This window comes from Acidovorax sp. GW458-11-26-14-TSB4 (assembly GCF_059423865.1).
In genome coordinates this window covers 21,543-38,019 of the sequence record NZ_JBWKYR010000021.1, presented here as the reverse complement: position 1 = coordinate 38,019, position 16,477 = coordinate 21,543, and the positions used below count along the sequence as shown (strand labels likewise).

Sequence of the window (16,477 nt, the reverse complement as noted above, 5' to 3'; positions counted from 1 at the left end):
CATTGCATTTGTGTAGCGATCCCTCCACCAAGCGCAAAATGGCGTGCATCTTGCGATGCTGCTGGCCTGTGCCAGGCAATGCATGGCCGTGTTCGTACTCTTCCTAGCCAAGGTGCCTTCGATGCTCTCTTTCCTCCACTCCTTCCAACCCGCGCGCAGGCTGCTGCTGGCCCTGGCCGCAGCAGTGTCCATAGCCGGCTGCTCCACGGCACCCTCGGCAACGACCACCACCAGCACCGCACCCATCCGCGTCAAGGTCTTCGTGGCCGCCATGTTCGAGATCGGCAAGAACACCGGCGACCGCGCGGGTGAGTTCCAGCACTGGTACGAGCGCTACTGGAAAGACGCCACCCCCATCACCGTGCCCGGAGCCCTGGGCCCCGTGTACTGCAACGCCGACGGCGTGTGCGGCGCCGTGCTGGGCATGGGCAAGGTCAACTCGTCGTCGTCCATGCAGGCCATTCTGCTCAACCCGAAGTTCGACTTTGCGCAGGCCTACTACGTGATCTCCGGCGTGGCCGGCACGCCGCCGCAGCGCGGCACCATTGGCGACGTGAGCTGGGGCACCTGGCTGGTCGACTACGACCTGGGCCACCGCTGGGCGCCTGAAGAAAACACCCCCGGCGCGCCCACCTTCATGCCGCGCAAGGGCTATGAGGAATACCGCCGCTTTCAGCTCAACCCGCTGCTGGTGGACTGGGCCATGAACCTCACGGTGGACGTGCCCCTCAAGGATTCGGACAGCGCCCGTACCTACCGCCTGCGCTACCCCGACACAGCGGCCCGTCGCAGCCCCGCCGTCACCAGCGGCACCCACATGACCGGCGACACCTTCTTCCACGGCCCCGGCATGTCCCGCCAGGCGCAGTACATCGCCAAGCTCTACGGGGCGGACGACTACGTGATCACCGAAATGGAGGCCGCCGCCATTGCCCTGGTGGTCAAGCGCACCCACGGCACCGACCGCCTGATGAGCCTGCGTGGGGCGGTCAATTTTGACCAGGGCAACCCCAAGGAAACCACGCTGCAGCACCTGGACCCTGCGCCGGGCGAAACGGCGGGGGGCTTTGCGGAGACGGTGGAGAACGTGGCGCTGGTGGGCACGCGGGTGGTGGACCACATCGTGCGGAACTGGGGGCAGTGGCAGGGTGGGGTGCCTGCGCGGTAGGCAACCAAGCTGCTCGCCATGTATCTGTATTGCCCGTGCCAGGCATTGGATTGAACGGCGCTTGCGATCGCGCGTAGGCGTGTGTTTTCTGGCCAGCAGGGCCTGTTCACACCCATTCCGGGCAACCCGAAGGGCCTTCGAAGCACCGCCGAGAGCCGGGGTAAAAAATGCTGAACAGCCATCGCTACAAGCGGGTCTACGACATTCAATAGCCGGTATATAGATCCCAAGACAACGCCCACCCGTGTCGGTGGGCGTTTCGTTAGCGCAGTTCCATCACTTGGTAATCGGGTCAGAACTGACCTGAAAAATGCATTGGTCATCTCATACCATATTGATCGCGGATCATGGGTCTGTGAAGCGAGCCTGCGTCTGGATTACCGAGGCAAGCACGCTGCTGAAAAGATGGCCTCCCTCCTCTGATTTTGTGACGATTTGTTTTCCTGACGGCTGTGATGCGAGTCACCGCTTTTCGAGGGCCTGCGCAATACGATGGCGCTTGAGAGGCGCCTCTGCTGATCGTAAAAAACATTCGCCAGATTTCAGGGAGGGGAGGCTGTCACCGGGGCGTGCCCATCGTTCAATCGTTGCGCACGGATCTTCTGGAGAAGCTCGTTTTGGCTTCGGCAGATTCCACTAATATTTCAAAGATGGGCTTTCATATGAGATTCTTTTCGTCCTTTGCACCGCATCGCTTGCGATTCATAGTCTCCCGCCACCTGGCGCCTGTAGCCTTCAAATTCTGGCTGATGCTCGCCCTGGTGGTTGGCCTGGGCAGCGTTCACGCCGCCACGGTGGTGCACATGGCCACGGGCCCTCAAAACTCCGCAGCCGTGCTCAGCGACGGGACGCTGTGGACCTGGGGCGGCAACCAGAACGGGCAGTTGGGCAATGGCTCCACGGTGGGTGCAGACAAACCCGTGCAGATCGGCAGCGGTTTTGCCCAGGTTGCCGTGGGCGATACCTACATGGTGGCCCTCAAGACCGATGGCAGCTTGTGGATGTGGGGCTCAGTACAGCTGAGAAACCAGACCCTGAACGAGACCCGGCCGGTGCAGGTGGGCAGTGGCTTTGCGCAGCTGATGACCTCGGACACCGCCAGCAAGGCGGATGGCTCTGTCTGGTACTGGGGTCATGTGAAAAAACTCGTCAAGGCAAGTGCCGGTGGCGACATGCTGGACCAGCTGACACCCGGCTACCTGCAATTGGTCAATAGCCGCAACAACGTGCTGTTCGTGCTAGGCGGCGGCGCCATACAGTTTGGTTTTGTGCCCTTGGGAGAATGGGACGTGAACAACTGGGTCCTCTGGAAGTACGGCTATGGCAGCGCCGGCCCGGTGGACAGTGGGTTTGTGCAAGTGGCCTTGGGCAACTACTCAGCTGCAGGCGTGAAAGGTGACGGAACCCTCTGGCAATGGAGCTCTAGCAATGCCCCCGCGCTGGTGGGCGGCGGCTATCGCCAGGTCGCCAAAGGTTTCCTCCACACCTTGGCGCTGAAGGCCGATGGCACGGCCTGGGCCTGGGGCTCCAATACACAAGGCCAGTTGGGCAATGCCACCTTCACGGATACCCAAACCCTGCAGCCCCTTGGAGCCGGGTATGCACAGGTGGCGGCATCTGCCCACCACTCCCTGGCACTCACTACCGACGGCACGCTTCTGGCCTGGGGTCGCAACGACCTTGGGCAATTGGGCGTGGGGCCGGTGGGAATCACGCAATCGTCGCCGGTGCGCGTGGTGTTCGAGGGCGCGGGTGCATCCGGGCTGGGCACCATGGTGGCCGTAGGGACCATGACCCGCCTGACGCTGACCGCGTACGTGGAGATCAAACCCGAACACCTTGCCAGCGGCGCCAAGGGGCACCCTTACCTCGTGGCGATCACGCCTGACGGCACCATGTACACCTACTCGGTGCCCGCTTTCGACCGCCTCAATCCCGCCAACCCGCTGGCTTGGGCCGACCGCCTGCAAAACACATCCTCGCTCCTGTTTGTGAACCAGGACATGACCCACCTGTCGGGCACCGCCTTTTTCATCGGCTATGGACTGGGTGCGACCACCGCCGAGAGCCTCGGTGAAATGCTCAACAGCTATCGATACAAGCGGGTCTACGACCTTCAATAGTCGGTAAGTAGATCTCAATGCAATGTCCGCTTTCAGGGTGTTGCGCACGGCCTTTCTGAAAAGGCCCATTTGGGCTTAGGCGGGTCTCACCAACACTTCCAAGGATGGGTTTTCTCATGAGATTTCTTTCGACTTTTGCAAGACATCGCTTGCGGACCACCGTGTCCCGCGGCCTGGCGCCTCTGGCCCTCAAATTCTGGCTGCTGCTCGCCCTGGCGGTGGGCGTGGGCAGCAGCGTGCACGCCGCGACGGTGGTGCATATGGCCACGAGCTATACCAATTCCGCAGCGGTGCTTAGCGACGGAACGTTGTGGACTTGGGGCGACAACGAGAGCGGGCAGTTGGGCAATGGCTCCACGGTGAGTGCGGACAGACCCGTGCAGATCGGCAGCAGCTTCGCCCAGATTGCCGTGGGCAGACCGTACATGGTGGGCCTCAAGACCGATGGCACATTGTGGATGTGGGGCTCGGTGCAGCTGAGAAACCAGACCCTGAACGAAACCAGGCCGGTGCAAGTCGGCAGCGGCTTTGCGCATCTGATGAACTCAGACACCGCCCGCAAGACGGACGGCTCCATCTGGTACTGGGGCCATGCGAGAAGACTTTTCGACGCGAGTGCCGGTGGCGACACGCTAGACCGGCTGCCGCCCGGCTACCTGCAGATGGTCAACGATACCGCCAAGAACGTGTTGTTCGTGCTCGGAGACGGCGCCATACAGTCTCTTCATGTCCACTTGAACCCCTCGGACATGTACCCTGGATGGAAGGGCGGCTACGGCAGCGCCGGCCCGGTGGACCGTGGTTTTGTGCAGGTGGCCTTGGGCTCCCGCTCGGCCGCAGGCGTGAAGGAGGATGGAACCCTGTGGCAGTGGAAAGACAGCGAAGTCCCTGTGCTGGTGGACGGCGGCTATCGCCAGGTCGCCAAGGGTGCCGTCCACACGCTGGCGCTGAAGGCCGATGGCACGGCCTGGGCCTGGGGCGACAACGTATGGGGTCAACTGGGCAATGCCACCCTCACGGGCAGCGAAACCCCTCAGTCCCTTGGAGCCGGGTATTCACAGGTGGCAGCAGCCGGCGGGCACTCCCTGGCACTCACCACCGACGGCACGCTCCTGGCCTGGGGCAACAACAACGCAGGGCAACTGGGTGTGGGGCCGGTTGGACAAAAGCAACTGTCGCCGCAACCCGTAGTGTTCGCAGGCGCCGATGCACCGGGACTTGGCGCCATGGTGGCCACAGGGACCTTGACCCGCCTGACGCTGTCTGCGCACGTACAGATCAAACCCGAGCACCTCGCCAGTGGCGCGAAGGGGAACCCCTACCTTGTGGCGATCACGCCCGACGGCACCATGTACACCTACACGGTGCCCGCTTTCGACCGCCTCAATCCCGCCAACCCGCTGGCCTGGGCCGACCACCTGCAAAGCACATCCTCCCTCCTGTTTGCGAACCAGGACCTGACCCACCTGTCTGGCACCGCCTTTTTCGTCGGCTATGGACTGGGTGCGACCACCGCCGAGAGCCTCGGTGAAATGCTCAACAGCTATCGATACAAACGGGTCTACGACATTCAATAGTCGGTAGGTAGATCTCAATGCAATGTCCGCTTTCAGGGTGTTGCGCACGGCCTTTGTGAAAAGGCCCATTTGGGCTTCGGCGGGTTTCACCAACACTTCCAAGGATGGGTTTTCTCATGAGATTTCTTTCGACTTTTGCAAGACATCGCTTGCGGACCACCGTGTCCCGCGGCCTGGCGCCTCTGGCCCTCAAATTCTGGCTGCTGCTCGCCCTGGCGGTGGGCGTGGGCAGCAGCGTGCACGCCGCCACGGTGGTGCATATGGCCACGGGCGCTCAAAACTCCGCAGCCGTGCTCAGCGACGGAACGCTCTGGGCCTGGGGCGACAACCAGAGCGGGCAGTTGGGCAATGGCTCCATGGTGAATGCCGACCGACCCGTGCAGGTCGTCGGCACCGGTTTCGCGAAGGTGGCGGTGGGCGGTACCTACATGGTGGCCCTCAAGACCGATGGCACGTTGTGGATGTGGGGGGCGGTGCAGCTGAAAAACCAGGTCCTGAACGCAACCCGGCCGGTGCAGGTGGGCAGTGGCTTTGCGCAGTTGATGACCTCGGATACCGCCAGCAAGGCGGATGGCGCTGTCTGGTACTGGGGGCATATGAAGAACCTCATCAAAGCCAGTGCCGGTGGCGACGACATGCTGGACCGGCTGCCACCCGGCTACCTGCAGATGCTCAACAGCCGCTACAACGTGTTGTTCATGCTGGGAGACGGCGCCATACAGTTTCTTTTTGTGCCCTGGGACCCCTTTGCCATGATCACCATGGGCAACTGGATGAACGGCTACGGCAGCGCCGGCCCGGTCGACCGTGGCTTTGTGCAACTGGCCTTGGGCCCCTACTCGGCCGCAGGCGTGAAGGAGGATGGAACCCTCTGGCAATGGGGCGGGATCGATGCCCCCGCACTGGTGGGCGGCGGTTACCGCCAGGTCGCCAAAGGCAGCGGCCACACGCTGGCACTGAAGGCCGATGGCACGGTCTGGGCCTGGGGCATCTACAACAACTGGGGCGCGTTGGGCAATGCCACCCGCACGGAGAGCGTCAGCCCGCAGCTCCTTGGAGGCGGGTACGCACAGGTCGCGGCATCCGCCGAGCACTCCCTGGCACTCACCACCGACGGCACGCTCCTGGCCTGGGGTCGCAATCGCGTAGGGCAACTGGGTGTGGGGCCGGTGGGGCAGGACCAACTGTCGCCGCTGCCCGTGGTGTTCGAAGGCGCGGCTGCACCGCGGCTGGGCACCATGGTGGCCACGGGCACCCTGACGCGCCTGACGCTGTCCGCGCACATACAGATCAAGCCCGAGCACCTCGGCGCCCAGGGGCATCCCTACCTTGTGGCCATCACGCCCGACGGCACCATGTACACCTACTCGGCGCCCGTCTTCGAGCGCCTCGATCCCCTGAACCCGCTGGCCTGGGCAGACCGCCTGCAACACACGTCCTCCACCCTGTTTGCGAACCAGGACATGCGCCACTTGTCAGGCACCGCCTTTTTCATCGGCTATGGAGTGGGTGCGACCACCGCCGAGAGCCTCGGTGAAATGCTCAACAGCTATCGCTACAAGCGGGTCTACGACATGCAGTAGCCGGTACATACCAAGACAACGCCCACCCGTACCGGTGGGCGTTTTTTTTGGTACGTGGGTCATGGCACGGGCGGACGGAGCTCGAGCGGGATCTGTTGCAGGAACATGCCTAGGGCACCCAAGCGCTGATCGCCGGGTTCATGCTCAGGCATCCGGCCGCTTTTTACCTGGTGCTGTCCCTGGTGTGCGTGGGCGCCTTCGGCGGCGGGGCCTGGGGTGTCCTGACCTATGCGGAGCGCAACCACGGCGCGCAGGCCGTGGGCAGCGTGCAGTGCACGGTGTTGTCCAACCGCTTGGTGAACAAGACCAGCCTGATGGTGGACGCCCGCCTTCAATGTCCGGTGGTCGGCTAGGTCCAGGGCACGGTTGTACAGCTTCGGATCCAGCACCCGCCCGCAAAGTGGCCGCAGACCATGGCGCTGCCTGTGCACCGGGGGCGGCTGGGCACGGTGTTCCTGGATGGGCGCGCGCTGTGACCGGGGGTGGCCGAGGCTGCTGTTGCCTCAGCTGACCTGCTGCTTCTCCAACTTGCGCGCCAGGGTGCGGCGGTGCATGCCCAGGCGGCGTGCCGTCTCGGAGATATTGAACCCCGTCTCCGCCAGCACTTCGTGGATCCGCTCCCACTCCAGCGTCTTGAGCGAGCTGGAGCGGTTGGTCACGTCCACCTCGGTGTCGCCGGCTTTCAAGCCAAACGCGGCCTCGATGTCGTCGGTGTTCGACGGCTTGGCCAGGTAGTGGCAGGCGCCGAGCTTCACGGCCTCCACCGCGGTGGCGATGCTGGCGAAGCCGGTGAGCACGACGATGAGCATGGCTTCGCTGGCGGCGTGCAGCTTTTGCACGCAGGCCAGGCCGGATGCGTCGCCCTTGAGCTTCAAATCGACCACGGCGTAGCCGGGGGTGTGCTGGCTGAGCAGGACTTCCACCTCGGGCAGGCTGGCGGCCTGGAGCACGCGGTAGCCGCGGCGCTCGAACGAGCGGGCCAGGGTGCGGGCAAAGGCCTCGTCGTCTTCCACGATGAGCAGCTGGCGCTTGTTCTCTTTCGCGTCCTTGGGGGACGCGTCTGCTGCGGGGCTGCTGCTGCTTGTGGTGGTTTCGTCCATGGCGCTCGGGTCCGGGTTTTGTACTAGTACGAATTCGATTTTGTCTGGCTACAAAAGTTGCTAGTTCGTTTTGTTGTCCATCCAACGCAATTCGCAGCCATCACGCAGGCCGGTGCCCGCGCGGCATCGCAATCGCCGCCAGGGGCAGGCGGATGCTGACCTGTGCGCCGCTGCCTTCGCCGTCGCCCGTGCGGTTGCGGGCCGTGACGCTGCCGCCCAGGGTGCGCGCCACGTTCATCACCAGGTACAGGCCCAGGCCGCTGCCGGGGCGCTGCTTGGTGGACTGGTAGGGCTCGCCCAGGTGGTCCAGCATGCCGGGCGCAAAGCCGGGGCCTGCGTCGTTGACGGTGATGCACAGCGCAGGCGCCTCGGCGGCATCGTCGCGGGTGATGACCAGTTCCACCCACTGGGGCGAGGCATCGCGTGCATTGTCCAGCACATTGAAAGCCATCTGTTTCAACGTGGTGTCCGACACCATGGGCGTGTCTTCGCCAAAGTCGTTGCGGTACGAAAACGCAGGCATGGTGCGCGTGGTGCGCCACTCTTCGGCCAGGGCATCGACAAACCTGCACACGGTGGTCTGCTCGGACTCTTCGCCGCGCGCCTCGCCGGCCGACAGCAAGATGCCGCTCACGATGCTCTTGCAGCGCTGCACCTGGGTGCGCATTTCCGCGATGTCTTCGCGCAGCACCTCGTCGCCCATCAACTCTTCGTCGTGGGCCCAGTCGCCCAGGATCACGGCCAGGGTGGACAGCGGCGTGCCCAGCTCGTGCGCGGCGCCCGATGCGAGCAGGCCCATGCGCACGATGTGCTCTTCTTCCACCCGGCGCCTGCGCGCGGCGGCCAGGCGGGCGTCGCGCTCGCGCAGGTTCAGGTTGATGCGGGTGATGAACACCACCACCAGAATGGCGTTGAGCACAAAGCACACCAAGAGGCCAATGACGTACAGGCTCGACAGGCCCTGGTGCAAATCCTGCGGCAGCTCCAGCGGCAGGTGGTAGTTGGCCAGCAGGGCAAAGCACGCGGTGTTGATGGCCACCATGCTCCAGATATAGGCCCCGCGCAGCAGAATGGCGCCCAGCGCGATCTGCAGCAGGTACAAAAACACAAAGGGGTTGCTGGTGCCGCCGCTCAAATACAGCTGGGTGGTGAGCACGGCCACGTCCACCAGCAGGGCCAGAAACAGCTCCACATTGCGCACCTGCACGCCTGTGCGCAGGCGCAGCAGGCTGACCACGTTGAACACGGCCAGGCAGCCCACCACCATCAGCATCTGGTGCAGGGGGATGGTCAGGCGCAGGCTGTGGTGCGCCACCTCGATGGTGAAGACCTGGCCGATGACGGCCATCCAGCGCAGCTGGATGAGCTGCTGCAGGTTCTTGATGCCGGCAGCGGCATCGGCAGCGCGCGGGTTGCGCAACAACTCGGCGCTTTTGACGAGGCGATGGAGGGGCATATCGGGCGGGTAGGACGAACGGAGTCTACCTACCGGGCCGCGCTGCTGCTTCGGCGTTGTTCATGGCGCACCACGAACCAGCCCGCGCCCAGCACCATCAGCGCCAGGCCGTACCAGGTGAGGGCATACACCGCATGGCTGTTGGCAAAGCGGATGGTGGTGAGCCCCGCGCGCGGCCAGGTGGTGCCCGCCGTGGCGGCGGCGGTGCCGGCCACTTCCACCGCTTCCGCCGTGGGGTTGGCCACGCCGCGCTGGGGCAGGCCGGCGTCGATGAAGAAGGGCGCCGCGCGGGGCAGCTGCAGTGCCTGGGCGATGGCCGCCACGTCGCGCGAGAACCAGCGTTCTCCCGCGGGGTCGTTGCTGCGCAGGAAGCCGCCTTTGGGCTCGCTCATGCGCACCAGGCCCTGCACGGTGGCGGGGCCGATGTTGTCGGTCTTGCCGGCCCATTCGGCGCGCTGGTCCTGCGGGATGAAGCCGCGGTTCACCAGCACCTGCGTGCCGTCGGCCTGCTGCAGCGCGCTCACCACCCAGAAGCCCGAGCCCAGGGCCGTGACGGCCTGGGTGAGCACGGTCTTGCCGGGCAGCCACTGGCCGCTGGCGGTGACGGGCAGGTACTCGTGCTTCTCGGCCGTGATGCCGGGCCACTCGGTGGCCGGGGGCAGGGCCACGGGGGCGGCGTGCACGCGCTGGTCCACGCGTTCGATGAGATCGAGCTTCCACACCCGCCGCTGCACCTGCCAGGTGCCCAGGGCCACAAAGCCCAGGAAGAGGGCGATGCCCAGCACCAGCAGCATGGCGCGGCGCCAGTGCCGGGGGGCTGCAGGGGCTGCCTGGGTTGCGGTCATCGGTGGTTCCTTTGTTCAGTCGATTGCACGGCCCCAAAACGGCTGCGGCCGCTGTGGGCGGCCGCTTCGCAAGGGTTGGTGTGCGCCCCGCCCCGCGTCGTCGTGGAGCGTCGGGGCGCTGCACCCATCAAGGGGTGTGGTGGCCCGCTGCTGCGCCGCTCTCCGTCTGGGTGGGCGGGGTGGGCGTGGGGTGGCCCGGCATCATGTTGGCGTTCATGTGGAACATGACCCACAGCGTACCGCTGATGGCAATGGCCACGAAGACCACGGTGAAGATGGTGGACAGCAGCGTCCAGCCGCCCTCGACCTTGCCGTTCATGTGCAGGAAGCAGACCATGTGCACGAGGATCTGCACCACCGCGAAGGCGCCGAGCACCAGCACGGCGGTGTTGCGGTCGGCGATCACCTTGGCCATGACCAGCCAGAACGGGATGGCGGTGAGGATGATGGACAGCACGAAGCCGACCATGTAGCCCGAGAACGAGCTGTGCGGGCCCACGTCGCCATGGTGGTCGTCATGGCCATGGCCGTGGTCATCGTGGCCGGCGTGTGCAGTGTGTTGTGCGGCGCCCATTACAGAACTCCCATCAGGTACACGAAGGTGAAGACGCCGATCCAGACGACGTCCAAAAAGTGCCAGAACATCGACAGGCACATCAGGCGGCGCTTGTTCTCATGGATCAGGCCGTGCTTGCTGATCTGGATCATCAGCACCACCAGCCAGATCAGGCCGAAGGTGACGTGCAGACCGTGGGTGCCGACCAGCGTGAAGAATGCCGACAGGAAGGCGCTGCGCTGGGGGCCCGCGCCCTGGTGGATCAGGTGGTAAAACTCGTACAGCTCCAGCCCCAGAAAGCACAGGCCGAACACGCCGGTGATGGCCAGCCACAAGAGCGTGCCGTTCACGTTGTTCTGCTGCTTCTTGATCATCGCGAAGCCGAAGGTGATCGACGACAGCAGCAGGAAGGCCGTGTTGATGGCCACCAGCGTCAGGTCGAACAGCTGCGCGCCGGTGGGGCCGGCGGCGTAGCTGCGGCCCAGCACGCCGTAAGTGGCGAACAGCGCGGCGAAGATGAGGCAGTCGCTCATCAGGTAGAGCCAGAAGCCCAGCGCGGTGCCGTTCTCGGGATGGGGCTCGTGCGCCAGGTGGTATTCACGGCGCGGCAGCGTGGCGCCCGTGGGGCCGCCCGCCGTGATGGGGGCGGCGGCTTGGTTGTAGGTGATATCAGACATGGGCGGCGCGCAGTTGTTGGGTACGCAGGTTCTCGGTCTCCGTCACTTGCGCGGCGGGGATGTAGAAGTCACGCTTGTAGTTGAACGTGTGGATGATGGACACCAGCACCACGCCCGCGAAGGACAGGATGGCCAGCGGCCACATGTGCCAGATGAGGGCAAAGCCCAGCACCAGCGACAGCGCCGAGATGATCACGCCCGAGCCGGTGTTGGCCGGCATGTGGATGGGCTGGAAGCCAGTCAGGGGGCGCGCATAGGCGTGCTTCTTCATGTCCCACCAGGCGTCGATCTCATACACCTTGGGGGTGAAGGCGAAGTTGTAGTCCGGCGGGGGCGAGGAGGTGGCCCACTCCAGCGTGCGGGCGTCCCATGGGTCGCCGGTGTGGTCGCGCAGCTGTTCGCGCTTGAGGTAGCTCACCACGATCTGGATCAGCAGGCAGCCGATGCCCAGGGCGATCAGGCCGGCGCCAATGGCGGCGATGACGAACCAGATCTGCAGCGAGGGGTCTTCGAAGTGGTTGGCACGGCGCGTGACGCCCATCAGGCCCAGCACATACAGCGGCATGAAGGCGACGTAGAAGCCCACCACCCACAGCCAGAACGAGCACAGGCCCCAGAAACGGTCGAGCTTGTAGCCGAAGGCCTTGGGGTACCAGTAGTTGATGCCGGCGAACAGGCCGAACAGCACGCCGCCGATGATCACGTTGTGGAAGTGGGCGATCAGGAACAGGCTGTTGTGCAGCACGAAGTCGGCCGGTGGCACGGCCAGCAGCACGCCGGTCATGCCGCCGATGGCGAAGGTGACCATGAAGGCAACGGTCCACATCATGGGCAGCTCGAAGCGGATGCGGCCCTTGTACATGGTGAACAGCCAGTTGAAGATCTTCGCGCCCGTGGGGATCGAGATGATCATCGTGGTGATGCCGAAGAAGGTGTTCACGCTGGCGCCGGAGCCCATGGTGAAGAAGTGGTGCAGCCACACCAGGTACGACAGGATGGTGATCACGACCGTGGCGTACACCATGGAGGTGTAGCCGAACAGGCGCTTCTTGCAGAACGTGGCCACCACTTCGGAGAAGATGCCGAAGCAGGGCAGGATCAGGATGTAGACCTCAGGGTGGCCCCAGATCCAGATCAGGTTCACGTACAGCATGGCGTTGCCGCCCAGGTCGTTGGTGAAGAAGTTGGTGCCGGCATAGCGGTCCAGCGACATCAGCACCAAGGCTGCGGTGAGTACGGGGAACGAGGCGACGATCAGCGCGTTGGTGCACAGGGCCGTCCAGGTGAAGATGGGCATCTTCATCAGGGCCATGCCGGGTGCGCGCATCTTGATGATGGTCACGATCAGGTTGATGCCCGAGAGCGTGGTGCCCACCCCCGCGATCTGCAGTGCCCAGATGTAGTAGTCCAGCCCCACCCCGGGGTTCTGCGCCCCCAGGTTCGACAGCGCCAGCCAGCCGGCGGTGGAGAACTCGCCCAGGAACAGCGACACCATCACCAGCACGGCACCGGCGGTGGTCATCCAGAAGCTGAAGTTGTTGAGGAACGGGAACGACACGTCGCGCGCGCCGATCTGCAGCGGCACGAGGTAGTTCATGAGGCCCGTGACCAGCGGCATGGCCACGAAAAAGATCATGATCACGCCGTGGGCGGTGAAGATCTGGTCATAGTGGTGCGGCGGCAGGTAGCCCATGTTGTCGCCAAAGGCCATGGCCTGCTGCAGGCGCATCATGAGCGCGTCGGCAAAGCCGCGCAGCAGCATGACCACGCCCAGGATCATGTACATGATGCCGATCTTCTTGTGGTCGATGCTGCAGATCCAGTCGCGCCACAGGGTGCCCCACAGGCGGAACTTGGTGATGGCGGCCAGCACGGCCAGGCCGCCCAGCACGACGCCAATGAAGGTGACCAGCACGATGGGCTCGTGCGCCATGGGTATGGAGTCCCAGGTGATTCGGCCCAGGGCCCAATGCGGTTCGGTTACAACGGGTGAGGTGGACATGGTGTCAGTCTCTTAGGCGCGGATCATTGGCGGGAAAGGGTGCGGTCGTAGACCGTGGCGTGGCGCGCTTCGAGCGCGGCCACGACCTGGCCGGCGTTGTCCACGGTGCACACGTCCTGGGGCAGGTTCAGGCCCATGGCCTTCATGTAGGCCTCGCCACCGCGCTCGTCGATGGACATCATGTGGTGCATGCACATCTTGCCGTCTTCGACGCAGCGGTTGAGCACCTTGTCGTACAGGCCGTCTTCCACGCTGGCAAAGCGCTGCACGGGGTCGCGCTCGCTGGGCTTGACGAGGTTCAGGTAGGTCGCTTTGTCCAGCGCCTTGCCTTCGGTCTTGGCCTTGGCCACCCACTGGTCGAAGTCGCCGGTGCTCAGGCCGTGGAACTTGAAGGTCATGCCCGAGAAGCCCGAGCCGCTGTAGTGCGAGGCGATGCCGGGGTACACGCCGGGCTTGTTGATCACGGCGTTCAGCTCGGTCTGCATGCCGGGCATGGCGTAGATCATGCCGGCCAGATCAGCCACGTAGAAGGCGTTCATCGTGGAGGTGGCCGTGAGCTTGAACAGGATGGGGCGGTCCACCGGGGCGGCCAGCTCATTGACCGTGGCAATGCCCTGCTCGGGGTAGAAGAACAGCCACTTCCAGTCCATGGCCACGACCTGCACCACCATGGGGGTGGCCTGGGCTTCGAGCGGCTTGGTGGCCGAGATGCGGTCCAGCGGGCGGTAGGGGTCGAGCTTGTGGGTGCCGATCCAGGTCAGCGCGCCCAGCGCGATGATGATGAGCAGCGGCACCGTCCAGATCACCAGCTCCAGCGTGGTGGAGTGGTGCCAGTCGGGGTCGTAGTCCTCTTCCGTGTTGGCGGTGTTGTTCTGGCGGTACTTCCAGGCGAACCACAGGGTGAGGGCGATCACCGGCACGATGATGATCAGCATCAGCAAGGTGGCCTGGATGACCATGTGGCCCTGTTGCGAGGCAATATCGCCTGCGGGGTTGAGGACGACAGCCTTGCTGCATCCGGTGAGGCTGGCGGCCAGCGCCGTGAGCGCCACCACAGGCAGCCATGCAGACCCGCGAAGTCGGGGAGGATTTGGCATATGAAAGGACCCAAAGTTGCGTTCGGTGCCTGCTCGGTGTCTCTTTGTGGTTACAAAAAGATTCCCTGCCGGTTCTTAGGGGTAAACGCGAATGACAATTTGGCGCTCAATGTAATAGAGCGTGCGAATTTGTCCATTGGACATTTTGTCCAAGGTCAAGTTTTTGCTCCTGTTTGGTGCTCCCGGTCAATACCGTGAATCCAGGTCAAGGGTTTGTCCTGCATGGCTCTGGGTGAAACCGCACTTGTCGGGGGCTTCGCCTGGGTGTAAAACGTGGGTGTATCAGTTACACAACAAAAGGAGCCCCTGTTCATGAGCAGTACCGCATCTGCCACCTTCCCCTCGATGGGATATGAAGAGAACTCCGCTTCCCTCTCGCATGCAGACACGCATGAGGACGTGACCCCCAGTGAGATCGCCGTCGGCGTGATCATCGGCCGGTCTTCCGAGTACTTCGACTTCTTCGTTTTCGGGATCGCCTGCGTGCTGGTGTTCCCGTCGTTCCTGTTCCCCTTCATGACGCGCCTGGACGGCACGCTGGCGGCCTTTGCGCTGCTGGCCGTGGCTTTCGTGGTGCGCCCCGTGGGCACGGCCATCTCCATGGCCATCCAGCGGCGCTGGGGGCGGGGCACCAAGCTGACGATCTCGCTGTTCCTGCTGGGCGCGTGTACCGTGGGCATGGCCTTCCTGCCGGGCTACCAGAGCATCGGCACCAGTGCCATCGTCGTGCTGCTGCTGCTGCGCATCGGCCAGGGGCTGGCGCTGGGCGGCTCGTGGGATGGCCTGCCGTCGCTGCTGGCGATGTCGGTACCCAAGCACCGCCGCGGCTGGTACGCCATGATCGGCCAGTTGGGCGCGCCCGTGGGCTTTGTGCTGGCGGCCGGCCTGTTCGCCTACCTGTATGCCAACCTCACCGTGCAGGAGTTCCTGGCCTGGGGCTGGCGCTACCCCTTCTTCGTGGCCTTTGCCGTGAATGTGGTGGCCCTGTTCGCACGCCTGCGCCTGGTGGTCGGCCAGTCCTACACCGAGCTGCTGCAGGACCGCGAGCTGCAGCCCGTGCCCGTGCACAACGTGATGCGCGACGAAGGCAGCAACGTGCTTTTGGGCGCCTTTGCGGCACTGGCCAGCTTTGCGCTGTTCCACCTGGTCACCGTGTTCCCGCTGTCGTGGATCACGCTGTATACCGACCAGCCCGTGACCCAGATCCTGGGCGTGCAGATCGTCGGCGCCTTCCTGGCGGCCGGGGCCATCATGGTCTCGGGCTGGCTGTCGGACCACCTGGGCCGGCGCAAGCTGCTGGGCGGCATGGCGGTGTTGATCGGCGTGTTCAGCTTCATGGCGCCGGTGCTGCTCAATTCGGGCGAAGTCGGCAGCACCATGTTCCTGCTGCTGGGCTTTGTGCTGCTGGGCCTTTCGTACGGCCAGGCATCGGGCACGGTGACGGCCAACTTCTCGCCCAAGTACCGCTACACGGGCGCCGCCCTGTCGGCCGACCTGGCCTGGATCATCGGCGCTGCCTTCGCCCCCCTGGTGGCCCTGGGCCTGTCGGCCCAGTTCGGCCTGCTGGCCGTGACGGTGTACCTGCTGTCGGGCGTGGCCTGCACCCTGGGCGCCCTGAACCTGAACCGCCGCATGGAGCGGCGCGACCGATAAGAGCGGCTAACAAAACTCTTCCGGCGTCGTTGCTGCGTCTTGTCGTACTACCCGTACTGCCTGCGACGCATCGCCTGGCCAGAACCGCTTCGCTGAGTTTTGTTCTCCGCTCTCAGGTAGTTACATAAGAGAGAGCGAGGGGCGGGCCCACGGGAGGGCGGCCCCGCTGAGAAGCGATGCAAGAACCCGGTGGCTGCCATGGTGGCCACCGGGTTTTTTGTTGGGCGTCAGGGCTTGCGCCTGGGCGGTTCTTGGCTGCCCCCTGGACAGTCACCGTGAACAGGCCGCCGCGTTACTGGGATGGGACGGACTTGACGCCTTCCAGGATGAAATTGATGGGGATAAGCATCCACATCGGCTCCGCTATGCCATTGCGGCGGCCCGGCTGGTAGCGCCAGCGCATGGCGGCATCCACCGCGGATGCATCGAGTCGGGAAAAGCCGCTGGAGCGGGCGACTTCTGCCTTCAAGGGCGTTCCCTGGGTGTCGATCAATACCTTCACTTCGACACGGCCCTGCTCACCCATTCGCTTGGACAGCACGGGGTACTGCGGCGGTCCGTTGTGGGCCTCGCCGGTTGCCGTAGGTATTCCGGCTGGATCTGCTGGCGACTGGATGTCCTGGGCCACCGAGATGCCGCA

General features: G+C 64.3%; 14 protein-coding genes. 6 read left to right on the top strand and 8 right to left on the bottom strand.

The window, feature by feature from the left end:
• Positions 1–121 precede the first annotated feature (121 nt).
• The 5 genes from AC07X5_RS27180 (at position 122) to AC07X5_RS27160 (ending at position 6,804) form a co-directional block, all read left to right on the top strand.
• Complete coding sequence (locus AC07X5_RS27180) at positions 122–1,168, top strand: purine-nucleoside phosphorylase (protein ID WP_494772670.1); 1,047 nt, start codon at positions 122–124, stop codon at positions 1,166–1,168.
• A 569-nt stretch (positions 1,169–1,737) separates the two neighbouring features.
• Positions 1,738–3,291: an RCC1 domain-containing protein gene (locus AC07X5_RS27175; protein ID WP_494772669.1), complete on the top strand. Its 1,554-nt coding sequence runs from the start codon at positions 1,738–1,740 to the stop codon at positions 3,289–3,291.
• Positions 3,292–3,440: 149 nt separating this feature from the next.
• Positions 3,441–4,868, top strand: coding sequence for an RCC1 domain-containing protein (locus tag AC07X5_RS27170; RefSeq protein ID WP_494772668.1), 1,428 nt, complete (start codon positions 3,441–3,443; stop codon positions 4,866–4,868).
• A 149-nt stretch (positions 4,869–5,017) separates the two neighbouring features.
• Positions 5,018–6,451 carry an RCC1 domain-containing protein gene (locus AC07X5_RS27165; RefSeq protein ID WP_494772667.1) on the top strand — a complete coding sequence of 478 codons (1,434 nt, stop codon included), beginning with the start codon at positions 5,018–5,020 and terminating at the stop codon, positions 6,449–6,451.
• Positions 6,452–6,591: 140 nt separating this feature from the next.
• Positions 6,592–6,804 (top strand): hypothetical protein, encoded by a 213-nt coding sequence (locus AC07X5_RS27160; protein ID WP_494772666.1) that lies wholly within the window; start codon positions 6,592–6,594, stop codon positions 6,802–6,804.
• 150 nt (positions 6,805–6,954) lie between these two features.
• Here the strand turns inward: AC07X5_RS27160 and AC07X5_RS27155 are convergent, their stop codons facing one another.
• From AC07X5_RS27155 to cyoA, 7 genes are all read right to left on the bottom strand, one after another.
• Positions 6,955–7,551 (bottom strand): response regulator transcription factor, encoded by a 597-nt coding sequence (locus tag AC07X5_RS27155; RefSeq protein WP_494772665.1) that lies wholly within the window; start codon positions 7,549–7,551, stop codon positions 6,955–6,957.
• Between the two features lie 100 nt (positions 7,552–7,651).
• On the bottom strand, positions 7,652–9,007 hold the full coding sequence (locus tag AC07X5_RS27150) for an ATP-binding protein (RefSeq protein ID WP_494772664.1): 1,356 nt from the start codon (positions 9,005–9,007) through the stop codon (positions 7,652–7,654).
• A 29-nt stretch (positions 9,008–9,036) separates the two neighbouring features.
• Positions 9,037–9,852, bottom strand: coding sequence for an SURF1 family protein (locus tag AC07X5_RS27145; protein WP_494772663.1), 816 nt, complete (start codon positions 9,850–9,852; stop codon positions 9,037–9,039).
• Between the two features lie 127 nt (positions 9,853–9,979).
• A complete protein-coding gene (gene cyoD / locus AC07X5_RS27140) occupies positions 9,980–10,426 on the bottom strand; it encodes a cytochrome o ubiquinol oxidase subunit IV (RefSeq protein WP_494772662.1) in 447 nt (148 codons plus the stop codon).
• Complete coding sequence (gene cyoC / locus AC07X5_RS27135) at positions 10,426–11,085, bottom strand: cytochrome o ubiquinol oxidase subunit III (RefSeq protein WP_494772661.1); 660 nt, start codon at positions 11,083–11,085, stop codon at positions 10,426–10,428. The genes cyoD and cyoC overlap by 1 nt, the downstream gene beginning before the upstream one ends.
• Positions 11,078–13,087 carry a cytochrome o ubiquinol oxidase subunit I gene (cyoB, locus tag AC07X5_RS27130; RefSeq protein WP_409954484.1) on the bottom strand — a complete coding sequence of 670 codons (2,010 nt, stop codon included), beginning with the start codon at positions 13,085–13,087 and terminating at the stop codon, positions 11,078–11,080. Before cyoB ends, cyoC begins: the two co-directional genes overlap by 8 nt.
• Positions 13,088–13,110: 23 nt before the next feature.
• Positions 13,111–14,184, bottom strand: coding sequence for a ubiquinol oxidase subunit II (gene cyoA / locus AC07X5_RS27125; RefSeq protein ID WP_494772660.1), 1,074 nt, complete (start codon positions 14,182–14,184; stop codon positions 13,111–13,113).
• A gap of 312 nt (positions 14,185–14,496) precedes the next feature.
• On the opposite strand from cyoA, the gene AC07X5_RS27120 reads away from it, so the two are divergent.
• The gene (locus AC07X5_RS27120; protein WP_494772659.1) at positions 14,497–15,837 is read left to right on the top strand and encodes an MFS transporter; all 1,341 of its coding nucleotides are present in this window, start codon (positions 14,497–14,499) and stop codon (positions 15,835–15,837) included.
• A gap of 292 nt (positions 15,838–16,129) precedes the next feature.
• On the opposite strand, the gene AC07X5_RS27115 is transcribed toward AC07X5_RS27120, so the two are convergent.
• Positions 16,130–16,465 carry an energy transducer TonB gene (locus AC07X5_RS27115; RefSeq protein WP_494772658.1) on the bottom strand — a complete coding sequence of 112 codons (336 nt, stop codon included), beginning with the start codon at positions 16,463–16,465 and terminating at the stop codon, positions 16,130–16,132.
• Positions 16,466–16,477: the final 12 nt, after the last annotated feature.

Bases quoted from the DNA above. Each gene is read 5' to 3' on its own strand.
- cyoB (WP_409954484.1), bottom strand. From the start codon at position 13,087: ATGTCCACCTCACCCGTTGTAACCGAACCGCATTGGGCCCTGGGCCGA.
- AC07X5_RS27160 (WP_494772666.1), top strand. From the start codon at position 6,592: ATGCTCAGGCATCCGGCCGCTTTTTACCTGGTGCTGTCCCTGGTGTGC.
- AC07X5_RS27150 (WP_494772664.1), bottom strand. From the start codon at position 9,007: ATGCCCCTCCATCGCCTCGTCAAAAGCGCCGAGTTGTTGCGCAACCCG.
- AC07X5_RS27145 (WP_494772663.1), bottom strand. From the start codon at position 9,852: ATGACCGCAACCCAGGCAGCCCCTGCAGCCCCCCGGCACTGGCGCCGC.
- cyoD (WP_494772662.1), bottom strand. From the start codon at position 10,426: ATGGGCGCCGCACAACACACTGCACACGCCGGCCACGATGACCACGGC.
- cyoA (WP_494772660.1), bottom strand. From the start codon at position 14,184: ATGCCAAATCCTCCCCGACTTCGCGGGTCTGCATGGCTGCCTGTGGTG.
- AC07X5_RS27155 (WP_494772665.1), bottom strand. From the start codon at position 7,551: ATGGACGAAACCACCACAAGCAGCAGCAGCCCCGCAGCAGACGCGTCC.
- AC07X5_RS27120 (WP_494772659.1), top strand. From the start codon at position 14,497: ATGAGCAGTACCGCATCTGCCACCTTCCCCTCGATGGGATATGAAGAG.
- cyoC (WP_494772661.1), bottom strand. From the start codon at position 11,085: ATGTCTGATATCACCTACAACCAAGCCGCCGCCCCCATCACGGCGGGC.
- AC07X5_RS27180 (WP_494772670.1), top strand. From the start codon at position 122: ATGCTCTCTTTCCTCCACTCCTTCCAACCCGCGCGCAGGCTGCTGCTG.